Origin of the sequence: Barnesiella sp. WM24 (assembly GCF_004570975.1) — a bacterium.
Classification (GTDB): Bacteria; Bacteroidota; Bacteroidia; order Bacteroidales; family Muribaculaceae; genus Muribaculum.
In genome coordinates, this window is the sequence record NZ_SPPC01000005.1 from 96,567 (window position 1) to 122,630 (window position 26,064).

24 protein-coding genes are annotated in these 26,064 nt (G+C 49.2%); 20 read left to right on the forward strand and 4 right to left on the reverse strand.

Features of this window, described 5'->3' with window-relative positions; translation table 11 throughout:
• Positions 1-27 precede the first annotated feature (27 nt).
• Both E4T81_RS06585 and E4T81_RS06590 read right to left on the reverse strand, forming a co-directional pair.
• Positions 28-1,746: a glycoside hydrolase family 43 protein gene (locus E4T81_RS06585; RefSeq protein WP_135042622.1), complete on the reverse strand. Its 1,719-nt coding sequence runs from the start codon at positions 1,744-1,746 to the stop codon at positions 28-30.
• 373 nt (positions 1,747-2,119) lie between these two features.
• Positions 2,120-3,712 carry a glycoside hydrolase 43 family protein gene (locus E4T81_RS06590; protein WP_135042624.1) on the reverse strand — a complete coding sequence of 531 codons (1,593 nt, stop codon included), beginning with the start codon at positions 3,710-3,712 and terminating at the stop codon, positions 2,120-2,122.
• Positions 3,713-4,002: 290 nt separating this feature from the next.
• Between E4T81_RS06590 and E4T81_RS06595 the strand changes: the two genes are divergently transcribed.
• The 6 genes from E4T81_RS06595 (at position 4,003) to E4T81_RS06620 (ending at position 8,831) form a co-directional block, all read left to right on the forward strand.
• Positions 4,003-4,851, forward strand: coding sequence for an SGNH/GDSL hydrolase family protein (locus E4T81_RS06595; protein ID WP_245207025.1), 849 nt, complete (start codon positions 4,003-4,005; stop codon positions 4,849-4,851).
• A 95-nt stretch (positions 4,852-4,946) separates the two neighbouring features.
• Positions 4,947-5,381, forward strand: a complete 435-nt coding sequence (locus tag E4T81_RS06600; protein WP_135042626.1) for a dCMP deaminase family protein — start codon at positions 4,947-4,949, stop codon at positions 5,379-5,381.
• A gap of 22 nt (positions 5,382-5,403) precedes the next feature.
• Positions 5,404-7,050 (forward strand): S41 family peptidase, encoded by a 1,647-nt coding sequence (locus tag E4T81_RS06605; protein WP_135042628.1) that lies wholly within the window; start codon positions 5,404-5,406, stop codon positions 7,048-7,050.
• Between the two features lie 9 nt (positions 7,051-7,059).
• Positions 7,060-7,617, forward strand: a complete 558-nt coding sequence (locus tag E4T81_RS06610; protein WP_135042630.1) for a 5-formyltetrahydrofolate cyclo-ligase — start codon at positions 7,060-7,062, stop codon at positions 7,615-7,617.
• 12 nt (positions 7,618-7,629) lie between these two features.
• Positions 7,630-8,313: a helix-turn-helix transcriptional regulator gene (locus tag E4T81_RS06615; RefSeq protein ID WP_135042632.1), complete on the forward strand. Its 684-nt coding sequence runs from the start codon at positions 7,630-7,632 to the stop codon at positions 8,311-8,313.
• Positions 8,310-8,831, forward strand: coding sequence for a response regulator transcription factor (locus E4T81_RS06620; protein ID WP_135042634.1), 522 nt, complete (start codon positions 8,310-8,312; stop codon positions 8,829-8,831). Before E4T81_RS06615 ends, E4T81_RS06620 begins: the two co-directional genes overlap by 4 nt.
• Here the strand turns inward: E4T81_RS06620 and E4T81_RS06625 are convergent.
• Positions 8,822-9,763 (reverse strand): DMT family transporter, encoded by a 942-nt coding sequence (locus E4T81_RS06625; protein ID WP_135042636.1) that lies wholly within the window; start codon positions 9,761-9,763, stop codon positions 8,822-8,824. The two genes, E4T81_RS06620 and E4T81_RS06625, sit on opposite strands and share 10 nt — an antisense overlap.
• A gap of 55 nt (positions 9,764-9,818) precedes the next feature.
• Positions 9,819-10,211 carry an Imm51 family immunity protein gene (locus E4T81_RS06630; RefSeq protein WP_135042638.1) on the reverse strand — a complete coding sequence of 131 codons (393 nt, stop codon included), beginning with the start codon at positions 10,209-10,211 and terminating at the stop codon, positions 9,819-9,821.
• Between the two features lie 227 nt (positions 10,212-10,438).
• Between E4T81_RS06630 and E4T81_RS06635 the strand changes: the two genes are divergently transcribed.
• The 14 genes from E4T81_RS06635 to E4T81_RS06700 all read left to right on the forward strand — a co-directional run bounded on the left by E4T81_RS06635 (position 10,439) and on the right by E4T81_RS06700 (position 25,901).
• The gene (locus E4T81_RS06635; RefSeq protein WP_135042640.1) at positions 10,439-12,424 is read left to right on the forward strand and encodes an ABC-F family ATP-binding cassette domain-containing protein; all 1,986 of its coding nucleotides are present in this window, start codon (positions 10,439-10,441) and stop codon (positions 12,422-12,424) included.
• A gap of 23 nt (positions 12,425-12,447) precedes the next feature.
• Positions 12,448-14,460: a M13 family metallopeptidase gene (locus E4T81_RS06640; protein ID WP_135042642.1), complete on the forward strand. Its 2,013-nt coding sequence runs from the start codon at positions 12,448-12,450 to the stop codon at positions 14,458-14,460.
• Positions 14,461-14,473: 13 nt separating this feature from the next.
• Positions 14,474-14,755 carry an HU family DNA-binding protein gene (locus E4T81_RS06645; protein WP_135042644.1) on the forward strand — a complete coding sequence of 94 codons (282 nt, stop codon included), beginning with the start codon at positions 14,474-14,476 and terminating at the stop codon, positions 14,753-14,755.
• The gene (locus tag E4T81_RS06650) at positions 14,752-15,858 is read left to right on the forward strand and encodes an HU family DNA-binding protein (RefSeq protein ID WP_135042646.1); all 1,107 of its coding nucleotides are present in this window, start codon (positions 14,752-14,754) and stop codon (positions 15,856-15,858) included. Before E4T81_RS06645 ends, E4T81_RS06650 begins: the two co-directional genes overlap by 4 nt.
• 163 nt (positions 15,859-16,021) lie before the next feature.
• Positions 16,022-17,017: a MoxR family ATPase gene (locus E4T81_RS06655; protein WP_135042648.1), complete on the forward strand. Its 996-nt coding sequence runs from the start codon at positions 16,022-16,024 to the stop codon at positions 17,015-17,017.
• A 16-nt stretch (positions 17,018-17,033) separates the two neighbouring features.
• Entirely contained in the window at positions 17,034-17,909 is an 876-nt protein-coding gene (locus E4T81_RS06660; protein WP_135042650.1) for a DUF58 domain-containing protein, read from the forward strand.
• Positions 17,910-17,914: 5 nt separating this feature from the next.
• A complete protein-coding gene (locus E4T81_RS06665) occupies positions 17,915-18,898 on the forward strand; it encodes a cell wall anchor protein (RefSeq protein ID WP_135042652.1) in 984 nt (327 codons plus the stop codon).
• Positions 18,898-19,884, forward strand: coding sequence for a VWA domain-containing protein (locus E4T81_RS06670; RefSeq protein WP_135042654.1), 987 nt, complete (start codon positions 18,898-18,900; stop codon positions 19,882-19,884). Before E4T81_RS06665 ends, E4T81_RS06670 begins: the two co-directional genes overlap by 1 nt.
• 13 nt (positions 19,885-19,897) lie before the next feature.
• A complete protein-coding gene (locus E4T81_RS06675; protein ID WP_135042656.1) occupies positions 19,898-20,929 on the forward strand; it encodes a VWA domain-containing protein in 1,032 nt (343 codons plus the stop codon).
• Between the two features lie 17 nt (positions 20,930-20,946).
• Positions 20,947-21,747 carry a tetratricopeptide repeat protein gene (locus E4T81_RS06680; RefSeq protein WP_135042658.1) on the forward strand — a complete coding sequence of 267 codons (801 nt, stop codon included), beginning with the start codon at positions 20,947-20,949 and terminating at the stop codon, positions 21,745-21,747.
• A gap of 15 nt (positions 21,748-21,762) precedes the next feature.
• Positions 21,763-23,571 carry a BatD family protein gene (locus E4T81_RS06685; protein WP_135042660.1) on the forward strand — a complete coding sequence of 603 codons (1,809 nt, stop codon included), beginning with the start codon at positions 21,763-21,765 and terminating at the stop codon, positions 23,569-23,571.
• A gap of 20 nt (positions 23,572-23,591) precedes the next feature.
• Positions 23,592-24,380 carry a tetratricopeptide repeat protein gene (locus E4T81_RS06690; RefSeq protein WP_135042662.1) on the forward strand — a complete coding sequence of 263 codons (789 nt, stop codon included), beginning with the start codon at positions 23,592-23,594 and terminating at the stop codon, positions 24,378-24,380.
• 124 nt (positions 24,381-24,504) lie between these two features.
• On the forward strand, positions 24,505-24,771 hold the full coding sequence (locus E4T81_RS06695) for a DNA-binding protein (RefSeq protein ID WP_135042664.1): 267 nt from the start codon (positions 24,505-24,507) through the stop codon (positions 24,769-24,771).
• Positions 24,772-24,785: 14 nt separating this feature from the next.
• On the forward strand, positions 24,786-25,901 hold the full coding sequence (locus tag E4T81_RS06700) for a universal stress protein (RefSeq protein WP_135042666.1): 1,116 nt from the start codon (positions 24,786-24,788) through the stop codon (positions 25,899-25,901).
• Positions 25,902-26,064: the final 163 nt, after the last annotated feature.

Consider the following 26,064-nt stretch of genomic DNA (forward strand, 5'->3'; position numbering starts at 1 on the left):
TGGTTTTAAGGTTAATATATAATTTTATTATCTCACACTTGATGCATACAGCCCCACGGTTGTTCCTGTAAATCCGCCCGCAGTGGCTGTGGATGTATAATTTGCGTCAACTCCGGTCATAAGCTCTTTCCATGTCTTACCGTCGTCGGTAGAAAAATGAAATCCGTAATTGTTTCCGTCAGAGTCTACCTTCAGCATGATTACATTGTCGCTCACAGGGCTCTTTGCAAGCAGTTCGCTGCCATCATTGCCAATCTTGTGAAGCGCCACACACTGGCTGCCATCCTCGATGCAACGGTTCAGGAAATACTGGTGGCTTTCATCTTTCATCACGAGCATTCCCGCACACTGGGTCTCATCCTCGGGACAGAATATCATGCGTGTCTCACACTCATATTTATGATGCTGCACTCGACGGCACACAAAGGGAAGCTCCTTCTTCTCACGTGAAGAGACAGCCGAGCATTTTATTGTCAGGTAACCGGGATTATCGGAAAGCGAATAATGGGCGGTAGCGTCGCCGCGCAGTGTATGCCAGTCGGGGCCGAGAGTCGCCGATGAAAAATCGTAGTCCTTGGTGAAATTACCGAAAGTGACATCATTGCCGCGGGTCACGCCGGCACGACGCACAATCATAGGAATCTCTTCATTGCCACGGGTGATGTAAGGCCATCCGTCGGAAGTCCAGCTTACCGGCATCATGAAAGTCTCGCGACCGAGATTCTCATACTTGCCGTCGACAGGACGGCAGGCGAGAAACACAGCCCACCAGTCGCCTTCAGCTGTCTTGACAAGATCGGCATGTCCCGCACATGTAATCGGGTTGACACGATTGCAGTCAAGATGACGTTGGGTGAGGATAGGGTTACCCTCCCAAGGCTCAAAAGGTCCAAATGGAGACTTGCCGCGATATATCACCTCACTGTGCCAGTCGCCTGTGCCGCCCTCGGCTGTCATCAGATAATATATGCCGTCGAGATTATATATATGTGGACCTTCACACCATATAGGCTTCTCTTCGGGACGACATCCCTTGTTGACAACAATCTTCCGCTCACCTACACACTTCTCCGAGGCTGTGTCAAACTCCACGACCCTCACTGTGCGATGACCGGGATACTCGGGCTTATAGTCGGGCGCGTCATCATTATTTACTATATAAGCCCTGCCGTCATTGTCAAAGAAAAACGCGGGGTCGATTCCCTGCACCTCGGGAAGATACACGGGGTCGCTCCAGTCGCCCGCCGGGTCCTTTGTCTTGACAAAGAAGTTGCCGGCGCCCACATTGGTTGTTATCATATAGTAGGTCTCATTGACAGGATTGTAAGCGATGTCGGGAGCAAAAATACCTCCGCTCACATGCTGCGTGCCTATATTGTCAAGCTGGGAAGGACGGTCAAGCACATGTCCTATGGGAGTCCAGTTGACAAGGTCGGTGCTGTGGAATATGGGCACACCCGGGAAATAAGTAAACGTTGATGTCACCAGATAATAATCGCCTTTACCATTGGAGCAGATTGAAGGGTCAGAATACCATCCGGGGAGAATCGGGTTGTAAAAAGATGATTCATCAGGCAACGGATTGGAGTCATAGAACTCATCCATACCCTTGTAAGAAAACGAATCAAACAATGCCGCTGACTTCTGTGGCTTCTCGCTCGCGCTTGCACGCGTACACGAATAAACCGCCGCTCCCGAGAGCAGCATTCCAGCTGAAATGGCAATTAAGGTTAGTCTTGCTTTCATCAGTCTAATTTCTCTGTGTTACTAAAATTTACGTCTTTAAGGTCTTTAAAACTTTTCGTAAAGATATTTAACATATGGCAGACAGCCGAGAAAAGTTGTTTCAAGAGTGTCTTGCTACGTTACATATGCGAAATTTAATGTAACATATGACTTTAACTACGTAACACAGCTATTGAATATCAGACACATAAGCCATCAATACAAAACCGGACCTCATCCCACGATGAAGTCCGGCTTTAAGTGCGAGAACATAGTATTACCCAAAAACTAAAAATAAAGTCATTTAGTAAAATTAACCTAAATCATCTTTAATCCTAATAGTGTCACCTATCATCTAAAAACATATCCTTAAATTGTACCTCTGTGAATATCTTTAATCCAGCCTTTCATAGGCGAAGTAATCTACATCAAGATGTCCGCCGGGCTGCTTTGTCGCGTAGTTGTAGATGGCAAAGCGTGTCCCCATAAAGAGTCTCGACCAGTCATAACGCATCTGAAACGCTTCAGGGAAGACGGTCCAGTCCTTACCGTCGAAACTGTAGGCAAACCGCGCCTTGTCTGTGCCGGGACGGAATTCAGCGTCAATGCTCAGATACAGGATGTCACCGTCAAGTGAAACCGTAGTGAGGTCAGAATTGTCAACCGACTCTATAATTTTGGTGTCACGCTTGAAGTTGACCACCGAATTATGATATACGAGAGACTTGCGCCCATTTTCATTGCGCACTGACAACAGTGCCGAGTGACCGTTGAAAGCCCCGAATCCGGCGACATCTCCGTCAGCCATGCCCGACAAGTCGAGCTTCACGACTCCCTTGCAACGCGGTCCCTCCATCCGCTGCCCTATGGTGTTGGGCGCTTCATACATATTATCGACCACCTTACTTGTGTAAAGCCTCAGATAGCCGGGGCGTTCGGTCAATGACCATGAGTCATTGCGCGGATTATGATTCCACTCCCAATTTATATTAAGCCGGTCGGAGCCAAAGTCATCGCTTGAAACAATCGCCGATTTCGCCGATTCCTCGCCAAAGCCTTCAAGCCGGTCGGGCACATTGCCGTTTTCATCACCAAGCATAGGCCAGCCGTCGACCCAACGGCAAGGGTTAAGAGTAGGCACACGCCCAACTCCACCGCGATCCTGGAAAATCATTCCCCACCAGTTTCCCTTGCTGTCGTCAAATATAGCTCCCTGACCGACATAGGGAAAACCGCCGAACGTACTTTCGAGAATCACTTTTTTCTCGTAAGGCCCGGTAATATTGTCGGCGCGATAGCAGAGCTGTCGGCGAGGCTTACCCGCCGGCCAGGAGATAACAAGCACATAATACTTGCCATTATACTTGATAACGCGGCTGCCTTCATGAAGATTAGTCTCAGTCGAGTCGGGATGTATCACCACCATATCCACTCCACCCTCCTTTACATCGCTCAAGTCGGGGTTCAGCTCGCGAAGACGAATGTCACCGCCGCCATAAAAGACATATACCTTGCCGTCATCGTCAAAAAGAAATGACGAATCGTGGAAATGCTGAGTGCGCGACACAAGTTCCCATTTTCCCGCAGGATCATCGGCGCTATATATATATGAGCGATAGGGATTGTCATTGGGCGAGAACAGCACGTAATACTTTCCGTTGTGATAGCGCAGAGATGTAGCCCACTGACCTTTTCCGTAGACTGTGCCACCTTCCATGTCATAGAAAGGAGTGTCTTCAAGGCGGTCGAATACATAGCTTATCACCTCCCAGTTCTTCAAATCACGCGAGTGCATAATTGGGCAACCGGGCATAAGGTGCATCGTGGTGCTCACCATATAAAAATCATCGCCGACACTGATGACGTCAGGGTCAGGCACGTCAGCCCAAAGCACAGGATTCTCTATCACGGGTATATCACCGTAAGCGGGAATACTGAAGGATGCGGCGCATGCCAACGCGATAACAAAAGTCGATAACTTCTTCATATTGCAAAATTACTTTTTTCTCCGCCGGCAATGACCGCCGACATTCGGTTCAGATTTAAATGCAATGCAAATTTAACGGTAAGTATTTTTTATCTAAAAAAAACGCGTAACCAAGTCATCTATTTACGTAACGCGCTATCCCGAAAATGTAACAAAGACCTATTGCCACGTATCACACATATCAGTTACAGCCTGTAAACCAACAAAATAAACCACTTGTCACAATATTACGAAAATTAATGCTACATTTGCATTGTCATAACTATATTTTCACTTAAAAAACCGATTCCATGAACTTAAAAAAGTCTATTATTTTAGCTGCGATAACAGTGACAATGGCGGCAAATGCCCACGAAGGACACACCCATGCACCTGAAGTCGAAGTCCCTTCTACCGACATAAACCTCTCCACTCCCTGGCAAGGAAAGCATGTAGCATTTTTGGGCGACTCCATGACCGACCCTAAAAATAAATCGACTAAAAGACATTATTGGTGGTATCTCGAAAAGCTGACAGGCATAGAGCCTCATGTATTTGCCCGCAGCGGATACCAATGGGACGGCATTTATAAGAAAGCCGAGGAAATGAACGCGGCTCTCGGCGACTCGGTCGATGTAATCTTCATCTGGGCGGGCACAAACGACTATAACCATAACATTCATGTCGGCCGATTTTATACAGAGACAATCGACAGCGTTAACCATAACGGGAAAATGGAGTTGCGAAAACACCGTACGTTCGAGATGAATGACACGACATTTGCCGGCAACATAAACCGGGTGCTGTCATATCTGAAACACAACTATCCCGACAAACAGATTATCATAATGACCCCGATTCACCGTGCCTATGCAAAGTTCAACGACCATAACGTGCAACCCGATGAAAACTGGAGCAACGGACAGGGACTTTATATCGAGGATTACGTCAAAACGCTTCGCGAGGGAGCGATGTACTGGTCAGTGCCGGTAATCGACCTGTTTTCGGAAAGCGGGCTATATCCTCTCGAAGAAAACCATTCACAATACTTCCACCACTCGGAAACCGACCTGCTACACCCCAATGACAACGGGCATTATCGCATAGCCCGCCTTATACAGGCTCGCCTCAGCTCCCTGCCCCCGGCCTTCAACAGATAACAAAAAAAATTTGCGATTGGCGAATTTTAGCATAATTTACAGCATGATTCACCAGAATTTTGTATCTTTGCGAGATTATAGACGCTCAATAAGCAATGAATACTAACGAGAAACAAATTGTGCTTGACAAGCGCTACTTGAGAATGGCACGAATATGGGCTGAAAACTCTTACTGCCAACGCCGTAAAGTAGGTGCGATACTTGTTAAAGACCAGATGATAATATCTGACGGATACAACGGCACCCCGGCGGGATTTGAAAACATCTGCGAGGATGAATCCGGTGTGACCAAACCCTATGTGCTGCACGCGGAGGCAAACGCCATTACAAAAGTGGCACGCAGCAGCAACAGCAGCGAGGACTCCACGCTCTACATCACGGCTTCGCCATGTCTGGAATGTAGCAAACTGATTATCCAGGCAGGCATCAGGCGTGTCGTCTACAATGACCTGTACCGCATACAAGACGGACTTGACGTGTTGAGACGCGCAGGAGTGGAATGTATACACATTGCAGAAATCGACGATTGAAAAGACTCACTTATTTCAAGATATGAAACAAATTAAAAATCCTGTCGCCTGGATGCCGCTTTTAATAGCTCTGTCCCTGATAGGCGGCATGTGGATAGGAGTAAGATTTAGCGACAACAGAGGCTCCGGACGAGGAGAAGAGAAGCTTGCAGAAATACTCGGACTGATAAAAAATGATTATGTAGACGAGGTGGATGTCGATTCACTCATTGAACGCACCCTGCCCAACCTGCTGTCCAATCTTGACCCGCACTCGACCTACATACCCGCCGAAGACCTCCAGGCTGTCAACGACGATCTCGACGGCTCGTTCAGCGGCATCGGCATAGTGTTTACGATGCTCACTGACACAGCTACCGTAAACGAGGTAATAGCAGGCGGACCGTCGGAAAAGGTAGGACTGATGCCGGGCGACCGCATAATGACCATCAACGACTCTCTTGTAGCCGGGCAGGATCTCCCCAACACCGACATCGTAAAGATGCTGAAAGGCGAGAAAGGCTCCAAGGTAAAGCTTGGCATAAAGCGCAAAAACGCAAAAAAGCTGCTTACATTTGAAGTCACCAGAGGCGACATACCCGTAAATTCAATCGACGCGTCATATATCATAGCCCCGGAGACCGGCTACATCAAGGTAAACAAGTTTGGACGCACGACGCGCGATGAATTCCTTACCGGACTCGTAAACCTCCGTAACGAAGGCGCAAAACGCTATATCGTAGACCTGCGCGGCAACGGAGGCGGATTTCTTGAAATGGCGATCTACATGGCCAACGAGTTTTTGCCCGCCAACTCTCCGATAGTGTTTACACGCGGCAGAAAAGAGATGGAAGACTCGCAGGTGTTCAGCGACGGAACCGGTGCATTTCAGGATGCCGAGCTTATCGTGCTTCTTGACGAGTATTCGGCAAGCGCGAGCGAGATATTTGCCGGAGCCATGCAGGACAATGACAGGGCGCTCATCGTAGGACGCCGGTCATTCGGCAAGGGACTTGTGCAGCGTCAGACCACCCTACCCGACAGCAGCGCGATACGCCTCACGGTACAACGCTATTTCACACCATCCGGACGATGCATACAGAAAGACTACAAGCCGGGCAAACGCAACGCCTACGAGCTCGACATCGTTAACCGTTACGAACATGGCGAATTTTATAACTCCGACAGCATAAAATTCAACGAGGAACTCCAATACCGCACCCTCAACGGCAGGACAGTCTACGGAGGAGGAGGCATTATGCCCGATGTATTTGTCCCCAACGACACGACAGGAGTCACAAAATATTATTATGACGTCGCCAATGCCGGATTGTTGCAGAAATTTGCCTTTGAATACACCGACAAAAACCGTCAGGCGCTGTCAGGAACAAAATCACTGTCAGAGTTCCTGAACCGCATACCTGACGATGACGAGCTCCTGCAACAGTTTGTCGCATATGCCGTGCAGAAGGGCATACCGGCACGCTGGTATTACATCAACATTTCACGCAACTTGATTGTTAAGAACTTGAAGGCTCTGATAGCAAGCGACATTCTCGGAAGAGAGTATTTCTATCAGGTAAGCAACAAAGACGATGCGACAGTAAAACGCGCCATCTCCGAGCTTGACGCCGGAAGCGCTGCCGCTCCGATTATGCCGAAGCAGGAGCCGCCAGTAACAAGTAATTAACAATACATTATGAAAAAAGATGAAATAAGGCGACGCATAAAAGCCCACAAGGCTTTACTGTCGGAGAGCGAGCGTGAGAAAGCTGCCGATTCAGTATTTTCAATACTTGAAAAATCAGCGGCATTCATCATGGCTGACAAGATTCTGATGTATCACTCCCTGCCCGACGAACTGTCGACGATAGAGTTCATCAACAAGTGGCATGACCGCAAGCACTTTTTCCTTCCGCGCGTCAACGGAGTGGACCTTGAGGTGCTTCCCTACGACCGCACCAGCCTTCAATATGGCGCGTTTCATATCGAGGAGCCTTCAGGCGACGACATCGAGGAGATTGACAACATCGAGCTCATCATCGTGCCGGCTGTCGCCTATGACCGCAGAGGCAACCGCGTCGGCAGGGGAAAGGGATATTACGACCGCCTGCTGAGCCGCACCGCAGCTACAAAGGTAGGCGTCGGATATGACTTCCAGCTGGTCGATGAGATAGACGCCGAGCCTCATGACGTCACTATGGACATAATAATCACCGAATCAGGGACAATAACGATAAAGCATACAAAGCATTAGACAAGAGAAACAATGGCACTAATATACCGCGACACGCGCATGAGCGATGTCATCGCCCACGAACCGTCAGTGATACCGGTCATAAACCGTTTTGGCATAAACCTCGGGACAGGAGATTCCTCGGTTGCAGAGATATGTGCCGCCCACAACCTTGACACCGACTTTGTACTCGCGATATTGAACACCTTTGTTAATGACGGCTATTTCCCCGAGGACACCCTACTCAGCTTCCGTGTCAGCGAGATAATAGGCTATCTTGTAAAGACCGACAATTACTACCGTAATTATCAGATGCCTAACATACATCGCCACTTCTCCCTGCTGCTAAAGACAGCAGGAGGCTCCAATGCGAGCCTTGAGGCGATGTTCAGGTTTTATCTTGAACTGGAGCGCGACATCGAGCAGCGCATAGACCATGACCTTAACGAGTGGTTTCCGGCTATAAGCGAGATGAACGCCGACGGCGGAGACAGTGTAATCATGCCCGAAACGGAATGTGACTCATCAATCGAAGACAAGCTCAGTGACCTGAAAAGCATGTTTATCAAGCATCTGTCGGGTGACTACGACCTCAATCTTTGCTACGCGGTGATTGTGGCTATCATCACTCTTGAGAAAGACATGAGACAGAATAACCGCATACGTGACCGCATACTTCTCCCTATAAGCCGTTCACTCCAACACCGTGGCTCATGACCGTTACTCTCCTACTCGACGACACGTTGCAGGAAATAGGACTGCGTTACCTGCTTCGCCAATATTTTGACATCGACGCAGCGACGGCAGGCTCGGTCGATGAAAGCACCGACACTCCTTCATCCATATATTTCGTCTCGCCAGGCAAGTTCACCTCTTCACTTGACTTTTTTCTCCCGCGCCGCTCGCGTACTGCAATCCTCGACAGCAGCATAACACATGCCCATAACGAAAGCGTAATCGTGGAGCAGCTCGACATTATACTGAAGAGTCTTGAGCAGCGCCATCCCGACACGGCTATGTCGGCAGAACTTTCACAGCGCGAAATCGAGGTGTTGAGTCTCGTCGCGAAAGGGCTCATCAACAAGGAGATTGCCGACAGGCTGAATATCAGTTTCAACACAGTGCTGTCCCATCGCAAAAACATAACCGCCAAGCTCGGCATCAAGAGTGTGTCGGGGCTATCCGTATATGCCATCATGAACGGCTACATCAGCGAGGGCGACCTTCACCGCTGACCATCAACATCACCGTCTACAGGAGTAGGTTTGTGGCGGTGAGCCGCCTTGCTTAGATTCACAAGCAGCACCCCGCTGAAAATCATGGCTACGGCAAGACCCTTGACCGGAGTCATCACATCAAGCCCCATCCATATGCCTATTGATGTCGCCACAATCGGCTGCACGTAATTATACATCCCGACAAGCGTAGGGCGCAATGCCTTCTGCCCGATCATAACAAATATATATGCAATAAACGTGCCGCCAAGCACCACATATGCCACTCCGGCCGCCTCAGCCATAGTAATTGACGCCCAGCGGGTAGCAATTATCGTAGGCAACGAAAACGGCAATATTGCCAGCGAGGCAAATGTAAACATCCACTTCATCAGCGTCACCAGCGAATACTTCTTTATAAAGTTCTTATATAGCGTAAGATATAGAGCATAGCTCAACTGAGCGGTGAGCACAAGTATGTCACCAAGCACCGGGTTGGTGACATTCATCCCCGCCGACGAGCCATGTCCGCCCATCACAAGCAGCACAGCCCCGCAACCGCCAAGAACAATTCCGCCCACCTTCTTCCACGTAATCGGCTCACCGAGGAAAAGCGCTGCAAGTATCATCACCCATATCGGCATCGTTGTGGTTATAATAGACGCCTCGCTCGGGTAAGTGTATCCGACACCAAACACGTAGCATCCTTGATTGAACACTATGCCAAGCATCCCGGCGCCGGCAAGGCGCAGTATATCGGGCAAAGGCACATGCTCCCGGGGCAACAAAAGCGATGTCAGCCAAAACAGTATCGCAGCGCCGAATATGCGGAAATCAGTCATCAGCAGAGGCGCGACAAGTCCGCCTGCCATGACCATTTTCGCAACAGGAGCCATCATCCCCCACATTACATTTGCGCCGAGCATTGAAAAATGCCCCTTCAATTGCGACATACCCTTCATCTTTTCTTCATCAAAATCATTTCCGCAAAATAATCTACAATCAGCCTTAATCCCATTCTATCTCGTCGCCACTCTCGCGCAGGATTTCGTATATCTTATCTTCATTTTCTATCAACGAGATGATTATCCCGGCAAAGCGCCTCGCCTTATCTTCGTTTTCTTCCGTCTCATCGAAATAAGCCACATAAGAGCCTGCCTCCGGGTCACTCTCAAGAGAGTCCAAAATGTCGGGAGCATACTCCGCAAGATAGTAATTAAAGAAAGCGTCCCAGTTATAGCCGTTCATATAGGCGTTTTCGTTTATCTCATTCATTTTTTCGCCTATAGCCAGCGGCTTGACACTTTCATTCTCAAAGCCTACCACGACATTACCATAGCCATTAGTGTACACTCTTACATAATCATGCTCAAAAATTGTTCTACCTTCATCCGTAGCCATATATCTTCCAATTTTATATATTAACAACTGACACGTGACGCAACATACGCTGCCGCCTCACGAGACAAAAAGCGCTATTCGACGGCAAAATTAATAAAAATCCGTTTTCCCCGGCTTTTCACGCACGCAATATCATCCGCGTCCGGACCGTGAGCGAAAAATTATTTGCCGGGAGGGAGGCAAAGTGTTAACTTTGTAAGTTAATAAGCAATATTGAATGACTCATAATGATTTCCATAAACAATCTATCGGTAGAGTTTAGTGCCAAAAGCCTGTTTGACAACATCAGTTATGTCATCAACAAAAAAGACAAGATAGCGCTCGTCGGTAAAAACGGAGCCGGCAAGTCCACGATGCTTAAAATAATCGCCGGATTGCAGCGCCCCACATCAGGAACAGTCTCTGTCCCGCAAGATGTCACAATCGGCTATCTGCCTCAGCACATGACACTCAATGACTCACTCACCGTGATTGAGGAGGTAAGGAAAGCATTCTCCCACATCAAAGAGATGCACGCGGAGTTTGACAGGTTTAACGAAGAGCTGTCGTCGCGCACCGATTATGAATCGGAAGATTACCAGAAGCTCATTGACCATATAACGACCCTTACCGAGCGTCTTGCCATGGAAGAGAGTGAAAACGGCGAGGCTGAAATGGAAAAGACGCTTACAGGCCTCGGGTTTAGCCGTAACGATTTCAACCGTCCGACTGCGGAATTCAGCGGCGGATGGCGCATGCGTATCGAGCTTGCGAAGCTGCTGCTTACACGCCCCGACGTGTTGCTTCTCGACGAGCCGACCAACCACCTTGACATCGAGTCGATACAATGGCTTGAAAACTTCCTCGTGACAAAAGCCAACGCCGTGATGCTTGTAAGCCATGACAGGGCTTTCATCGACAACGTGACCAACCGCACAATTGAAATATCACTTGGCAAGATATATGATTATTCGGTCAACTACTCAAAATATGTAGTGCTGCGCCAGGAACGTCTGGAGCAACAGCGACGCGCTTATCTCAACCAGCAGAAGCAGATTCAGGACACTGAAGACTTTATCGAGCGATTCCGCTATAAAGCCACAAAGTCAGTGCAGGTCCAAAGCCGCATCAAGCAGCTTGCCAAAATCGACCGTATAGAGATTGACGAAGTCGACACGAGCCACCTCAACCTGAAATTTCCACCCGCACCTCGCTCCGGCGACTATCCAGTAATAGCCGACGACCTCGGCAAGGCATATGGCGACCACCAGGTATTTAACCATGCCACTTTCACAATCAAGCGCGGTGAGAAAGTCGCCTTTGTCGGAAAAAACGGCGAAGGTAAATCGACACTTGTAAAGTGTATAATGGGTGAGATTCCATTCACGGGCAGTCTGAAGATCGGTCACAATGTAAAAATAGGATACTTCGCCCAAAATCAGGCTCAATTGCTTGACGGAGAAATTACTGTATTTGACACTATCGACCGTGTGGCGGTAGGTGACATACGCACCAAAATACGTGACATCCTCGGAGCGTTCATGTTTGGCGGCCCGGCATCCGACAAGAAGGTGAAAGTCCTTTCGGGAGGTGAGAAAACACGACTCGCCATGATACGCCTTCTTCTTGAGCCGGTCAACCTTCTCATACTCGACGAGCCGACCAACCACCTCGACATGACCACCAAAGACATCCTTAAACAAGCGATAAAGGAGTTTAACGGCACGGTTATTGTAGTAAGCCATGACCGCGAGTTCCTTGACGGGCTTGTGGAAAAGGTCTATGAATTTGGAGGCGGAAAGGTAAAGGAATGTCTCGGAGGCATCTACGAGTTTCTTGAAAAGAAAAAGCTCGCCTCACTCGCCGAGCTTGAAAGCAGCCGGCAGCCTGTAGCTAAGCGACAGGAAAAGCAGGAGTCCACAAAACAGTCTGAAAAACCCTCCGCGGCAAAATCAGCCGAGCAGCCGGCTAAGCCAAAAATGACTTACACGGAGCAGCGCGAACGCGAAAAAATGGTCAAGCGAGCCGAAAAGAAAGTAAAGGAGGCTGAAGCCGAAATCGCGGCAATAGAGCAAAGCATAGCCGATACCGAGGCCAAAATAGCAGCCGGTGAGACATCAAACGAGATATTTGAGACTCATGCCGCTCTTCAGAAGAAGCTTGACAACGCCATGAGCCTCTGGGAGATTGCCACCATCGACCTTGACGAGCTGAAAGAATCGCTAAAATTTTAACATGTGATAAACAATTTTAATAGATGAATCCTTTTAAATACATACTTGTTTCCCTTGCAATAATATCGACCCAAAATATGAACGCAGAACAAAAAAGAGGCGTCGACCGCGCAAATCTTGACACTTCGGTCGCACCACAGACCGACTTTTACGACTATGCCTGTGGTGGCTGGATGAAAGCAAATCCGCTTAAACCGGAATTTGCCCGCTACGGTACATTTGACGAGCTACGCGAAAACAACCGCATACAGCTACGTGAACTTATCATGAACCTCGACACCAAAAACTCGCCCGAAGGCTCCATCGCTCAAAAAATCGGCGACCTTTATGAAATGGGGCTCGACAGCCTGCGGCTCAACATAGAGGGCTCTCAGCCGATAATCGGCGACGTGGTGGCTATCAACCAGACTCCCAAAAGCGACGTCATCGACCTGCTTGCAACCAAAGTAGGCGTCGATGGATTTTTTGCCACAGGGGTTGAAGCCGACATGATGAATTCTGATGTTAACGCCATGTACTGGAGTCAAGGCGGAATGGGGCTCGGTGACCGCGACTACTATCTTGAAGACAGCGATAACGCAAAGAAAATACGCGATGCCTATCGCACTTATATAATGACTCTGACCCGACTTATCGGCTACGACACTGAAGCGCAGAAACGCACGGCTGACAACGTAATGGAAATCGAGACACGCCTTGCAAAAGCCGCCATGTCACGCGAAGAGCTGCGCGACCCTGCCGCAACCTACAATCCGATGACGCTTGACGAAATTGCCGAAAAATATCCCTATGTGGACCTGCGACGCTACTTCGCGAAACAGGGCATCACTGACATTGAATCGGTAATAATCGGTCAGCCTAATTCTCTCGCTGAAATAAACGCCATACTCGCTGAAGCCTCCGAGCAGGCAATCCACGACTATCTTACCGTAAGCTATGTGTCGACAGCCGCCGACTACCTTAGCGACGACTTCACCGACGCTAAATTCAAGCTGTCGCAGGCGGTGTCGGGCGTAGAGGAACCTATGCCACGCTGGAAGCGGGCTCTCGGAGTGCCCAATGCGTTGCTCGGCGAGGCTGTCGGTCAGCTATATGTAGAGAAGCATTTCCCCAAGACATCCAAAGACAAGATGCTTGAACTTGTAGGCAACCTGAAAACCGCCCTCGGACAGCATATAAAAGGCTTGACATGGATGAGCGACACGACTAAGCAGCGGGCATTGGAAAAGCTCGATGCCTTCACCGTGAAAATCGGATATCCCGACAAATGGCGCGATTATTCTTCACTTAAAATCGACCGTCGCCGCTCCTATTGGGACAATATCAAGGACGCCATAAAGCACGAGATCGACTACAATCTCGCCGACTGGGGAAAACCCGTCGACAAGACCCGCTGGTACATGACACCGCAGACCGTCAACGCCTATTATTCGCCTCTCTCCAATGAGATATGCTTCCCCGCCGGAATACTCCAGGCGCCATATTTCAACCCCGATGCCGACCCTGCTGAAAACTATGGTGCCATCGGTGTCGTAATCGGACACGAAATGACCCACGGTTTTGATGACCAAGGCAGCCAGTTTGACAAAGACGGCAATTTTGCCAACTGGTGGACCGAGGCTGACAAAGAGAAGTTTGAATCGCTCACATCGGGTCTCGCCGAACAGTTTGACAACATAATAGTGCTTGGAGACACTCACGCCAACGGACGCTTCACCCTCGGAGAAAACATCGCCGACCAGGGAGGATTGCGTGTTGCCTATACCGCCTATCATAACAGCCTCGGCGACTCCGAAGGAAAGGTAATTGACGGTTTCACTCCCGACCAGCGCTTCTATCTTTCCTACGCCAACGTCTGGGCAGGCAACATCCGTGACGAGGAGATACTGTTACGCACCAAAACCGACCCCCACTCGCTCGGCAGATGGAGAGTAAACGGCTCGCTGCGTAACATTGAGCCATTCTTCAAGGCATTTGACATAAAGGATGGCGATGCTATGTATCTTGCGCCCGATAAACGCGTTATAATCTGGTAATAGCTCTGACGACATGGACAATAAAGCCATAATCAACTCTCTGTCGGCAGCAATGGGACGAGACAGCAAAGACATCACGTCGCTGCTTGACAGCCTCACTGCGGTAATAAAAGAGCGACTGAGCGACATGGACACGATAGCTATTCCCGGATTCGGAGAGTTTGAACCGGTAAAAGAAGACGAGCGCATCGATACTGACCCGACAACAGGACAGAAGATGCTGATACCCCCTGCTATCAACATCAGGTTTAACCCAAGCTCATTGCTGAAACGTAAAATCAAGGAGTCGAGATGAACCGCAAGATAACATTTCCCCAGCTCGCTGATGCAATGGCGAAGCTGACATCAGGAAACCCGGCGACAGCCGAGACATTCATGAAGCATCTATTTGACCTGATTGCCGACTCCCTCGCAAAGGGAAAGTCAGTGACGATAAAGGGCATAGGCTCGTTTTCTCCCGGTGACAGCCAAGACTGTCCGGTAATCTGGACTCCCGAAAAAGAGCTTGCCGATGCGGTAAATGAACCGTTTGCATTCTTTGACGCAGTCCCTCTTGGCGAAGGCGTGACTGAAGACACCCTGGAAGAAGCCGACGCCGTGATTGACGCCACAACCGAGATAGAGCAGTCGGCGGCAGCGATTCCTGTGATACCCCCTATCCCACCCGCGCCTTCTATACCGCCTATCCCTTCCTCGGCTAAAACCGAGACCGCTCCTGTAGAGGAGCCGGCGGCAGAAGACACCCAGCAGCCTACCGACAGCAGCGAGCCGGCGACAACAGCGAGTGACGATGATGAGACAAATGATACCGAGCCATTGCCCGAAGTTGAAAAAGCCGAAGAGCAACCCGAGGAACAGGAATCAACGGCAACTGCAGAATATGATTACGAGGAGGAGCAGCCCGGCGATTCACCCCGGAGGTTCAATCCCTGGCTCGCGGCAGCCATAGGACTGGTGGCAGGACTGATTGCAGGATTCTTCATTGGCCGACAACACATTGTCACAGAGCCAACAGCCGACAACGGGGAAAAAACCGAGTCGACAGCTCCCGACACCATAGCCGGGACATTAGCAGAACCGATTGATACTGACTCGACTACACTCGTGGAGACAGAGGCTACCGACACGGTAAAAACCTATGAGCCTATAGCAGTCGACACAATCAGCACAAGCCGGTATCTGACTACAATGTCACGCAAGTATTACGGCGACTACAAGTTCTGGGTATACATCTATGAAGAAAACTCCGATGTAATAACCAATCCCAACCGTATACGTCCCGGGACTACAGTCACGATTCCTGACCCCCGGAAATATGAAATAAACGCCAACGACCCTGAAAGCCTCCGCCGCGCCGAGAAGAAAATCGGAGAAATTTCTGCCCGATTGGCAAAATAATCTTAATCTTTTAAGAAGATAAAGGTTAAATAGCTAATTTTAACAATCCCGTTTAACGAATGATTTGTTAGAATTTTTAAATTTGCACCAAAGAGGGAACAAAAACTTTCTACTGTCAATAATAAATAAACAGACAATATATTACTCGACAAAAACCAAATTTATGAGTGAAACGGTAAATATCAGAGAGCTCAACGACCTTGTAGCGGCAAAGAGCGACTTTATCAACCTCATACAGAGAGGTATGGATCAGACCATAGTAGGTCAGAAGCATCTTATCGACTCGCTGCTTATAGCGCTGCTCTCTAACGGGCATGTCCTTCTTGAAGGAGTCCCGGGTCTTGCCAAGACTCTTGCCATCAAGACACTTGCACAGATTATCGATGCCAAATACAGCCGCATACAGTTTACTCCCGACCTGCTGCCCGCCGATGTTATCGGTACAATGGTCTACAGCGTCAAAAGCGAACAGTTTCAGGTGAAAAAAGGCCCGATTTTTGCTAATTTCGTGCTCGCCGATGAAATAAACCGTGCCCCGGCAAAGGTACAGAGTGCCTTGCTTGAGGCGATGCAGGAACGTCAGGTGACTATCGGCGACAATACATTCGGTCTCGACGAGCCATTCCTTGTGATGGCAACCCAAAACCCTATCGAGCAAGAAGGCACCTATCCGCTGCCTGAGGCGCAGGTTGACCGTTTCCTTCTGAAAGTGGTCATCGGCTACCCCTCCAAGGAAGAAGAAAAAGTCATCATCAGACAGAATATCACAAACGAGCGCAAGGAAATCAAGCCGTTGCTGAAGCCGGAAGAAATCCTCGAGGCACAGAAAGTGTGTGAGAAAATATATATCGATGAGAAAATCGAGCGTTACATTGTCGACATCGTGTTTGCGACACGTTTCCCCGCCGACTACGGACTTAACGACCTTACATCGATAATCGCTTTCGGCGCTTCACCACGTGCGTCAATCAGCCTTGCCCGCGCGGCACGCAGCTACGCGTTCCTTCGTGGTCGCGGCTATGTGGTGCCTGAAGATGTAAGAGCGGTTGCCCACGACGTGCTTCGCCACCGTATCGGACTCACCTATGAAGCGGAAGCCAACACCATCACCGCCGATGAAATAATCTCAACCATACTCGACAAAGTCGAAGTGCCCTAAACAGCGACAATAGCTTATGGATGCCAATGAGCTTCTAAAAAAAGTAAGAAAGATTGAGATCAAGACCAAAGGTCTTTCTCAAAACATATTTGCCGGAGAATACCATTCGGCATTCAAAGGGCGCGGCATGACATTCAGCGAGGTACGCGAATATCAGTATGGCGATGACATCCGTGACATCGACTGGAATGTCACCGCTCGCCATAATCACCCCTATGTCAAGGTCTACGAAGAGGAGCGAGAGCTTACTGTAATGCTGCTGATCGACGTGTCGGGCAGCCGTAATTTTGGTGCTGTCGGCGAAGACAAGCGGCAGATGATTGCAGAAATCTCGGCGACAATCGCTTTTTCGGCAATCCAGAACAATGACAAAATCGGTGTGATATTCTTTTCCGACCGCATTGAAAAATTCATTCCACCGAAAAAGGGCAGACGCCACATACTATTCATAATACGCGAACTGCTCGACTTCAATCCGGAAAGCAAAGGCACCGACATAGGCGGTGCCCTACGCTACATGACCGACGCGCTAAAGAAGAGATGCACGACATTTGTCATCTCCGACTTTATTGACAGCCACGACTACTACAAGGCGCTCACAATCGCCAACAACAAGCACGACGTGACAGCCATACAGGTCTATGACAAGCGCGACGCCCAGCTGCCCGACGTAGGGCTCATGAGAGTCGTTGACCTTGAAACCGGCGCCGACCGCTGGGTCAACACATCCTCAGCCAAAGTAAGGCAGGCTTTCAACAAATGGTGGTATGAACGACAGCAGACGATGATAGAGCGGTTCAACCGCAGTCGTGTCGAACATGCCTCTATCACTACAGATGAAGACTTTGTCAAGGCGCTCATGGCGCTTTTCAAAAAACGCGAACTGAGATAGACACTATGAGCAAATCAATTATCATAAGCCTTATTATCGCCATTGCAGGACTGGCAGTGTCAGACCGCGCGGCTGCCGCTCCCGTGAGCGTAAAAGCGTCGCTCGACTCCGCCTACATCCTGATGGGAAAGCAGACAGTGCTTAATCTTGAGATTGTGCAGGACCGGGGCACTCAGGGTGCGTTTATCAACAACAGCGGCGACACTCTTACCCGCGAAGTGGAAGTCATCAGAGCCGTGAAACCTGACACAACCGACCTGGGCAACAACCGCGAAGAGATAAAACGCGAACTCGTAATCCAGTCATTTGATTCCGGACTGTATACGATTCCGCCATTTGTATATGTAGCCGGCAAGGACACCTTTACGTCCAATGCACTTGCACTTAAAGTAATACCTGTGCCGGTAGACTCTATGGCGACAATTCACGACTATGCCGGTGTCGTCAAGCCCAATACTCGCATATGGGATTATCTTCCCGACTTCATTGTCGACTACTGGTGGATATTCATCATTGTATTGCTCTGTGCGGCAGGCATATTTGTATGGATGCGCTACATCAAGGGCAAGAAAGCCATTCCACTTGTTCCAAAGAAGAAGCCCGTTCCGCCTTATGAGCTTGCAATGCAGCAGCTTAACAGGCTCAAGTCAGAGAAGCTCTGCGAAAACGGTCATGAAAAAGAGTATTACACCCGACTCACCGAGATATTGCGTATATATCTTGACAAGCGATTCGGCATAAACGCCATGGAGATGACATCAACCCAGATTATGCATCATCTGCAGTCCAACGATGATACAAGGACCTCGGCTCCGGTCATGAAACAGATTCTCGAAATGGCTGACTTCGTGAAATTTGCAAAGGTAAGACCTCTGCCCGATGACAACCAAAAGGCATTTAACAATGCCGTGACATTTGTAGAAAACACAAAACCGGTTGAGCCAACCGAGGCAGTAAATGATAACCCACAACCAAAAGTGACTGAATAATGCAACTCGCCCATCCAGAATATCTATGGCTTTTCCTTCTGTTTATACCACTGATAGCGTGGTATATATGGAAACACCGCAATGCCTATCCCGCATTGGAGATTTCTTCAGTGCAGCCCTATGCGAAGCTGCCGAGATCTTTCAAGGAATATCTCATGCACGGTCTCTTTCTGCTTCGTCTCGCCGCAATCGCATGTGTCATCATCGTACTTGCACGCCCACAGACACGCGACAGTTGGCGCACCTCATCGACAGAAGGTACCGACATCATTATAGCCCTTGACATCTCCACGTCAATGCTCGCGCGCGACTTCAAGCCCGACCGATTTGAGGCTGCCAAGGACGTGGCTGCTAAATTTGTGGCGGGACGCACAACCGACAACATCGGTGTAGTCATCTTTGCCGGTGAAAGTTTTACCGCTGTCCCGATGACGACCGACCGCGGAATGCTCGCCAACTATATCCACGACATCAAAATGGGGATGCTTGAAGACGGCACCGCGATAGGTGACGGTCTTGCGACCTCCATCAACCGCATAAAAGACGGAAAGGCTAAATCAAAAAGCATAATTCTCATAACCGACGGAACCAACAATACCGGCAATGTGGCACCGCTCACTGCTGCCGAGATTGCTAAAAAATATGGCATCAAAGTCTATACGATCGGTGTCGGTAAAAACGGCACCGCGCCCATGCCACAACAGAATTACTACGGAGGCATCGACTACGTAAACATGCCTGTAGTGATTGATGAAGCCACGTTGCAGTCTATCTCCAACACTACGGGAGGCAAATACTTCCGCGCGACGGGCAACACCGTGCTTAAAGACATATTTGCGGAAATAGACCAGCTTGAAAAGACCCAAATGGATGTGCGCCACTTTTCTCACACCGAAGACAACTACATGATGTGGGCATGGCTCGCGCTCGGTCTGTTCCTCTTAGAAATCATACTGCGCCACACTGTTTTGCGCACAATCCCTTAGAATAAATAAGCCTATGTTCAGTTTTGCCAATACATATCTGTTATATCTCCTGCTACTGCTTCCCGCAGTGGCTCTGCTCTTTCTTTGGGCGCGCCATTCACGCCGCAAGAGGCTGTCAAGATACGGAAAGACCGATACCCTTCTGCCGCTCATGCCCGACGCATCACGCTATAAGCCCGGCATCAAGATTGTGTTGCAGCTCATCGCGATAGCCGCGCTTGTAATAGTGCTTGCACGACCAAGAGCGGGCGCCAGAGAGGAGGTCAGCGAAGTTCAGGGCATTGAGGTAATGATATGTCTTGATGTGTCCAACTCCATGCTCGCCTCTTCGACCGACGACCCCAAAGGAGTGTCAAGGCTACAGCGCGCGAAGCTTGTGCTTGAAAAACTCATCGACAAGCTTGACAACGATAAAGTGGGGCTTATAGTCTTTGCGGGCGACGCTTATACACAGCTGCCCATCACCAGCGACTTTGTATCGGCAAAAATGTTTCTTAACAGCATATCTACAGAGATGGTACCCACACAGGGCACATCTATCGGCGCCGCAGTAGAGATGGCGATGAACTCTTTCACCCCCGACGAGGATATGCAACGCGCCATAATAATAATCACCGACGGCGAAAGCTTTGACGACGACCCGATTGCGGCAACCAAGGCAGCGGTAAAGCAAGGTATACAAGTCGATGTCATAGGACTTGGCTCGACCAAAGGCTCGCTTATACCTATAGGCGCCAACGGTCAGTTCATGAAAGATGACAGCGGCAACCCCGTCACCACCCGCCTTGATGAAGAGATGGCTCAGAAGATAGCCGATGAAGGCGAAGGCATATATGTGCAGGGTGCGTCGTCAACCGTCGTAAAAGACATAGCCGACCAGCTTGACACACTCTCTAAGAGCAATCTTGAAAAAGTCGTATACTCGGCAAGCGCGGAGCAATTTCCCGTATTCGGATGGATTGCGCTGACATTCCTGATACTTGACATATTCATGCTTGACCGCAAGGTAGGCTGGCTTAAAAAGATTAATTTCTTCAGTAAGTAAAAAAAACAGGCTCAGTCATGAAACATATCATACTTATCATATTACTGGCTACGGCTATCCTGCCGGCGGCGGCTAAGGAAGACACCAAGGACACTTCCACCCGCAAGGAACGCAATTTCATAAGAGAAGGCAACAAGTATTATGAAGAAAAGCGATTTGCCGATGCGGAGGTTGCCTATCGCAAGGCACTGGAGGAAAACGCCGCAAGCGAGATTGCAATGTACAATCTCGCGACATCGCTGATACGCCAGTCGGGCAGCGCCAACCCTAACGAGGGAAACAATCCTGTGGCAGAAGCGCAGACGCTGCTACAGAATGTCGCACAGTCGGCTCAGGACATCTCAGTAGCGGAAAACGCCTTTTACAATCTTGGCAACATGGCGTTTAACCAGCAGCAATATGACCAGGCGATAAACATGTATAAAGGCGCATTGCGCAAAAATCCCGACAACGACAAGGCGCGTGAAAACCTGCGCCTTGCGCAGCTGAAGAAACAGCAACAGGAGCAACAGCAACAAAACAAGGACCAGAATAAAGACCAGGACAAGCAGGATCAGAACCAAGATCAGCAACAGCAGCAGAACCAGGATCAAGACAAAGACAAGGATAAAGACCAGGACAAGCAAGACCAAAATCAGCAAAAGCAAGACCAAAAACAGCAGCCGCCGCAACAGCAACAGGGCGGCATAAGCGATGCCAATGCCGATAAAATCCTCAAGGCGATGGAAAACGAAGAAAATGCCACCCGCCGCAAAGTCCAGGAAATGAAAAAGAAAGAGGCAGGAGCTTCATCGCGACCTGTCGGCAAGCAATGGTAACAATAACCAGCGATTATGATTAGACGAGTATATATATTGATTGCCATCCTGATTGGTATCGCTTTCGGTACCCACGCAGAGACTTCGTTCACGACAATTCCGCCGCGGACAGTCATAGCAGGCAACAAATTCAACATCACATTCCGACTTAAAGACGGTCAGGGTTCGGGGCTGAAAGCTCCGGAAGTAAAGGGGTGTACCCTACTTTTCGGTCCCTCTACGTCAACAATGCAAAACTACCAGTGGGTCAACGGCAAGTCTACTTCATCGACAACGGTCGACTACTCGTTTACCTATCGTGCCGACAGCCCCGGAACATATGTAATCGGCGAAGCCCACATCACATCAGGCGGAAAAACCTATACCACTAAGCCGGTAAGCTTCACGGTGCTTCCCCCCGATAAAGCAGCCCAGGCAGGTCAGAGCGCACGTGTCGATGACATAAGCAGCCAGTCGCCCGACAAGACCGTGTCGGCAAATGACGTGTTTGTGCGCATCATCCTAAACAAGTCCCACGCTTACGAGCAGGAAGCGATACTATGCACCATAAAGCTATATACCAAGTATAGCATAAGCTCTTTTATGCCTACCACCCAACCCGCTTTCGACGGATTTCTCATTGAAGAGCTTAACCTCCAGCCCCAGCTCAACGAAGTCGAGCACTATAACGGTCAGAATTATATGACCGCGATATTGAAGCAGTGTATCATATTCCCGCAGAAGTCAGGAAAGCTCACCATAAACTCCGGCAAATATGATGTGACAGTCGTGCAGCATGAGCGCTTCACCGGATTCTGGGGTGGCACACGCCCTGTTGAAAAAGAGATTAAGGTAAGCTCCAACTCAGCGTCTATCAACATCACCCCGCTGCCGCAGCCACAGCCCGAAGGATTCACAGGTGCAGTCGGTACATTCTCAATCGACAGCAAGCTTAACACCGCTTCGTTCAAGACCAACGAAGCGGCGTCACTGACCTACACCATAAAGGGCACAGGCAATATCAAGTCAATCAAAGAACCCGAAATTGACTTCCCGAGCGAATTTGAGCAATACACACCGCAGACAAGCGTTGACGCCCGCGTCACCGGCTCCACGGTCACAGGCTCAATGACAGTTGAATATACATTTGTCCCTCAGACAGTGGGCAACTTCACAATCGGAGCTGACAAATTTGTCTATTTCAATCCCGACACAAAGCAATACGTGACATTATCGACCCCGTCTTATAACATCAAAGTAGCACAGGGCGCAGCAGTGTCATCGACAAGCAACGTCAGCAAACAGTCGATAGCAAGCAAGAATACCGACATACTGCATATCAAGATGGGCGACCTCGGCTTGAGCAAGACCCACACTTACATCTTCCATTCATGGTGGTATGTTCCGCTCTACATCCTCCTTGCCCTCATTTTGCTCGCCGTAATTCTAATCTACCGCAAGCAGGTGAAACTTAACGCCGACATACAAGGACGACGCCTCGCCCATGCTGGCAAAGTCGCAAAAAAACGTCTTAAAACAGCAAAAGGCTATCTTGACGCCCACGATAACGACAAGTTCTACGACGAGATGCTGCGTGCCGTGTGGGGATACCTCAGCGACAAACTCGGCATCCCTGCGTCACAGCTTACACGCGACAATATCGCCCAGCAGCTTCAGAGCTACGGTGCAAGCGAAAATCTTACATCGTCAATAATCGAGATTATCGACGAGTGTGAGATGGCTCGCTATTCACCAGCAAAGAGCGACGAACAGATAGAACACCTATTCAGGCAGGCATCCGAAGCGATGAACGACATGGAGAACCTGAAGCGGGCTAAACGCTAACAATCATTACTTTCAGCATTATGAGACGAAACGTATTAACATATATCATATTGTTGCTGGCGACAGTCACTGCATTTCCTGCGTCAGGCGTCAACCTGACCCAGGAAGCCGACTCAGCCTACATGCACGATGACTTTGCCGAGGCGACACGCCTCTATCTACAGATTGCCGAAACCGAAGGCACATCATCGGAGCTATACTACAATATCGGCAACTGCTATTACCGCCAGAAACAACTTGGGAAAGCCATTCTCTACTATGAACGCGCGCTACGCCTTGACCCGTCAAATGAAGAGGCACGCGCCAATCTTGAATTTGTAAACTCAAAAATCACTGACGAACCAGGCGACAGAGGAATGTTCATCTCCAATACCGTCAACGGATTTGCCTGCAAAGTGCCTGCAAATACATGGGCGGCGATAGCCATCGGAGCTTTTGTACTGTTTCTCGGAGCGATTGCCCTGTATGTATTCATGTCAGATGTAAGGCTACGCAAGACAGGATTTTTCGGAGCCATCATACTACTTGCCATATGTGTGCTTGCCAACATATTTGCGTCAATATCCACCCGCTACTCCACTTCAGGCAATATCGCCGTGGTAGTCGAGCCATCGACCCTGTTGAGCACTTCACCCCGCGCGCCAAAAGACAGGAGCGAGGAAGCCGTACTGCTCCACGAGGGCACAACTGTAGAAATTCTCGATTCACTGTCGACCAAAGTGGACTCCACTACAGTAAGATGGTATGACGTAAAAGTCGACAACAGCACCCGCGCCTGGATACGCGGCTCTGACATTGAGCGCATTTAAAAAAGCATGTTTTTAAACACATAATATTTCCCTGTTCAAAATTTGGAATTCTGCTGTCAAAATTATAATTTTAACGACAACAAATACTAACAGAATTAATTTACTAACTAAAACTTATAGTATCATGACTAAGACGATTTCATTCAACGATCTCCGCCGCATCAAGGACAGTTTGCCCGACGGGTCAATGCATCAGATAGCCGATAAGCTCAATTGCACCGTACAGACAGTCCGTAACTATTTTGGTGGCAGCAACTATCAGTTTGGACAAAATTGCGGCGTACACATAGAGCCGGGGCCCGACGGGGGAATTGTTGTCCTTGACGATACTACAATATACGACATGGCTATCGCCATACTCGAAGAGCAAGCTGCCGGAAAGGAAGCGTAATCCGAGAAAAACTTATGACTGAAGATCGCCTCATCACTGTGGCAATCCACACTTACGAGCACGCCTTACGCCTCAAGTCACTCCTTGAAAGCGAAGGCGTGCCTGTGGTTTTGCACAATGTAAACCTTTCTCACCCTGTAGTGTCAAGCGGGGTACGTGTAAGAATCCACGAAAAAGACCTCCCTCTTGCACTGCGTATTATTGAAAACACCGATATTTTTGCGACGCCCGACAATGACGCTCTGCCGCCCCACAACCGGGTCATGATTGTGCCTGTCGACTTCAGCGACCACTCTGTCAAGGCATGCGACATAGCCTTTCATCTCGCCTACCGTCACAAAGCGTCAATCATCCTTCTGCACTCATTTCTCAACCCCTACATGGCAAGCGACATGCAGCTTTCCGATTCCGTGAGCTACGACATCGCCGACAGCGAAATGAAGCTGATGATGGAAAAAGAGGCCGACAAGCTAATGACCGGATTTGTCGCCAAAATCCGTGACAGGATAAAACACAGCGAGCTGCCGCCTGTAAAATTCACCACATCGGTAGTGGAAGGCGTCCCGGAAGAAGCCATCATAGAGCTTGCCAAAGAAAAGAAGCCGGAGCTTATAGTAATGGGTACACGCGAAGCCGGAAAAAAAGAAAAAGAGCTGATAGGAAGCGTCACGGCAGAGGTGCTCGATTCTTGCCGTTTTCCTGTGTTTACTGTCCCTGAATCAGCTGAGATATCACGTATGGACGACATACGCCATGTCCTGTTTTTCAGCAACCTCGACCAGGAAGACATCCTTGCGCTTGATGCCGTATATAGATTCTTCACCGACGAGCGCCTTGACGTGACAATAGTAAATGTGCCTTCGCGGAAATTTTCAGGCAACCGCGCGGCTGCGTCCGACAAACTGCTCTCATACTGTGCCGAACACTATCCCTTGTACAAATTCAAGCTTGCTGACCTCTCGCTGAACAATGTCATTGATGACTTCCATGCCATCGAGCAAAATCAGCGTATTGACCTGATAGCCGTGCCTAACAAGAAAAAAAATATATTTGCACGCCTGTTTAATCCGTCGATTGCCCACAAGATGCTATTCTACTCCGACATCCCCATGATGGTAATCCCGGTCTAAAGCACTATGCGCCCCGGACATACAATTTTCATCAGCCGACACCGCAAGTTTTATGCAGGTGAGTATGATTGTGGAATTAAGCGTACAAATTAGCAACGGCAATCTTATCGACAAAAAAAAATTTTAAATTTCTTAAAATCAAAGAGGCCGTTCATTTGAACAG

What these genes read in the sequence shown, in the direction of transcription:
- E4T81_RS06585 (WP_135042622.1), bottom strand. Translation starts at nt 1,746, where the DNA reads ATGAAAGCAAGACTAACCTTAATTGCCATTTCAGCTGGAATGCTGCTC.
- E4T81_RS06590 (WP_135042624.1), bottom strand. Translation starts at nt 3,712, where the DNA reads ATGAAGAAGTTATCGACTTTTGTTATCGCGTTGGCATGCGCCGCATCC.
- E4T81_RS06595 (WP_245207025.1), top strand. Translation starts at nt 4,003, where the DNA reads ATGAACTTAAAAAAGTCTATTATTTTAGCTGCGATAACAGTGACAATG.
- E4T81_RS06600 (WP_135042626.1), top strand. Translation starts at nt 4,947, where the DNA reads ATGAATACTAACGAGAAACAAATTGTGCTTGACAAGCGCTACTTGAGA.
- E4T81_RS06605 (WP_135042628.1), top strand. Translation starts at nt 5,404, where the DNA reads ATGAAACAAATTAAAAATCCTGTCGCCTGGATGCCGCTTTTAATAGCT.
- E4T81_RS06610 (WP_135042630.1), top strand. Translation starts at nt 7,060, where the DNA reads ATGAAAAAAGATGAAATAAGGCGACGCATAAAAGCCCACAAGGCTTTA.
- E4T81_RS06615 (WP_135042632.1), top strand. Translation starts at nt 7,630, where the DNA reads ATGGCACTAATATACCGCGACACGCGCATGAGCGATGTCATCGCCCAC.
- E4T81_RS06620 (WP_135042634.1), top strand. Translation starts at nt 8,310, where the DNA reads ATGACCGTTACTCTCCTACTCGACGACACGTTGCAGGAAATAGGACTG.
- E4T81_RS06625 (WP_135042636.1), bottom strand. Translation starts at nt 9,763, where the DNA reads ATGTCGCAATTGAAGGGGCATTTTTCAATGCTCGGCGCAAATGTAATG.
- E4T81_RS06630 (WP_135042638.1), bottom strand. Translation starts at nt 10,211, where the DNA reads ATGGCTACGGATGAAGGTAGAACAATTTTTGAGCATGATTATGTAAGA.
- E4T81_RS06635 (WP_135042640.1), top strand. Translation starts at nt 10,439, where the DNA reads ATGATTTCCATAAACAATCTATCGGTAGAGTTTAGTGCCAAAAGCCTG.
- E4T81_RS06640 (WP_135042642.1), top strand. Translation starts at nt 12,448, where the DNA reads ATGAATCCTTTTAAATACATACTTGTTTCCCTTGCAATAATATCGACC.
- E4T81_RS06645 (WP_135042644.1), top strand. Translation starts at nt 14,474, where the DNA reads ATGGACAATAAAGCCATAATCAACTCTCTGTCGGCAGCAATGGGACGA.
- E4T81_RS06650 (WP_135042646.1), top strand. Translation starts at nt 14,752, where the DNA reads ATGAACCGCAAGATAACATTTCCCCAGCTCGCTGATGCAATGGCGAAG.
- E4T81_RS06655 (WP_135042648.1), top strand. Translation starts at nt 16,022, where the DNA reads ATGAGTGAAACGGTAAATATCAGAGAGCTCAACGACCTTGTAGCGGCA.
- E4T81_RS06660 (WP_135042650.1), top strand. Translation starts at nt 17,034, where the DNA reads ATGGATGCCAATGAGCTTCTAAAAAAAGTAAGAAAGATTGAGATCAAG.
- E4T81_RS06665 (WP_135042652.1), top strand. Translation starts at nt 17,915, where the DNA reads ATGAGCAAATCAATTATCATAAGCCTTATTATCGCCATTGCAGGACTG.
- E4T81_RS06670 (WP_135042654.1), top strand. Translation starts at nt 18,898, where the DNA reads ATGCAACTCGCCCATCCAGAATATCTATGGCTTTTCCTTCTGTTTATA.
- E4T81_RS06675 (WP_135042656.1), top strand. Translation starts at nt 19,898, where the DNA reads ATGTTCAGTTTTGCCAATACATATCTGTTATATCTCCTGCTACTGCTT.
- E4T81_RS06680 (WP_135042658.1), top strand. Translation starts at nt 20,947, where the DNA reads ATGAAACATATCATACTTATCATATTACTGGCTACGGCTATCCTGCCG.
- E4T81_RS06685 (WP_135042660.1), top strand. Translation starts at nt 21,763, where the DNA reads ATGATTAGACGAGTATATATATTGATTGCCATCCTGATTGGTATCGCT.
- E4T81_RS06690 (WP_135042662.1), top strand. Translation starts at nt 23,592, where the DNA reads ATGAGACGAAACGTATTAACATATATCATATTGTTGCTGGCGACAGTC.
- E4T81_RS06695 (WP_135042664.1), top strand. Translation starts at nt 24,505, where the DNA reads ATGACTAAGACGATTTCATTCAACGATCTCCGCCGCATCAAGGACAGT.
- E4T81_RS06700 (WP_135042666.1), top strand. Translation starts at nt 24,786, where the DNA reads ATGACTGAAGATCGCCTCATCACTGTGGCAATCCACACTTACGAGCAC.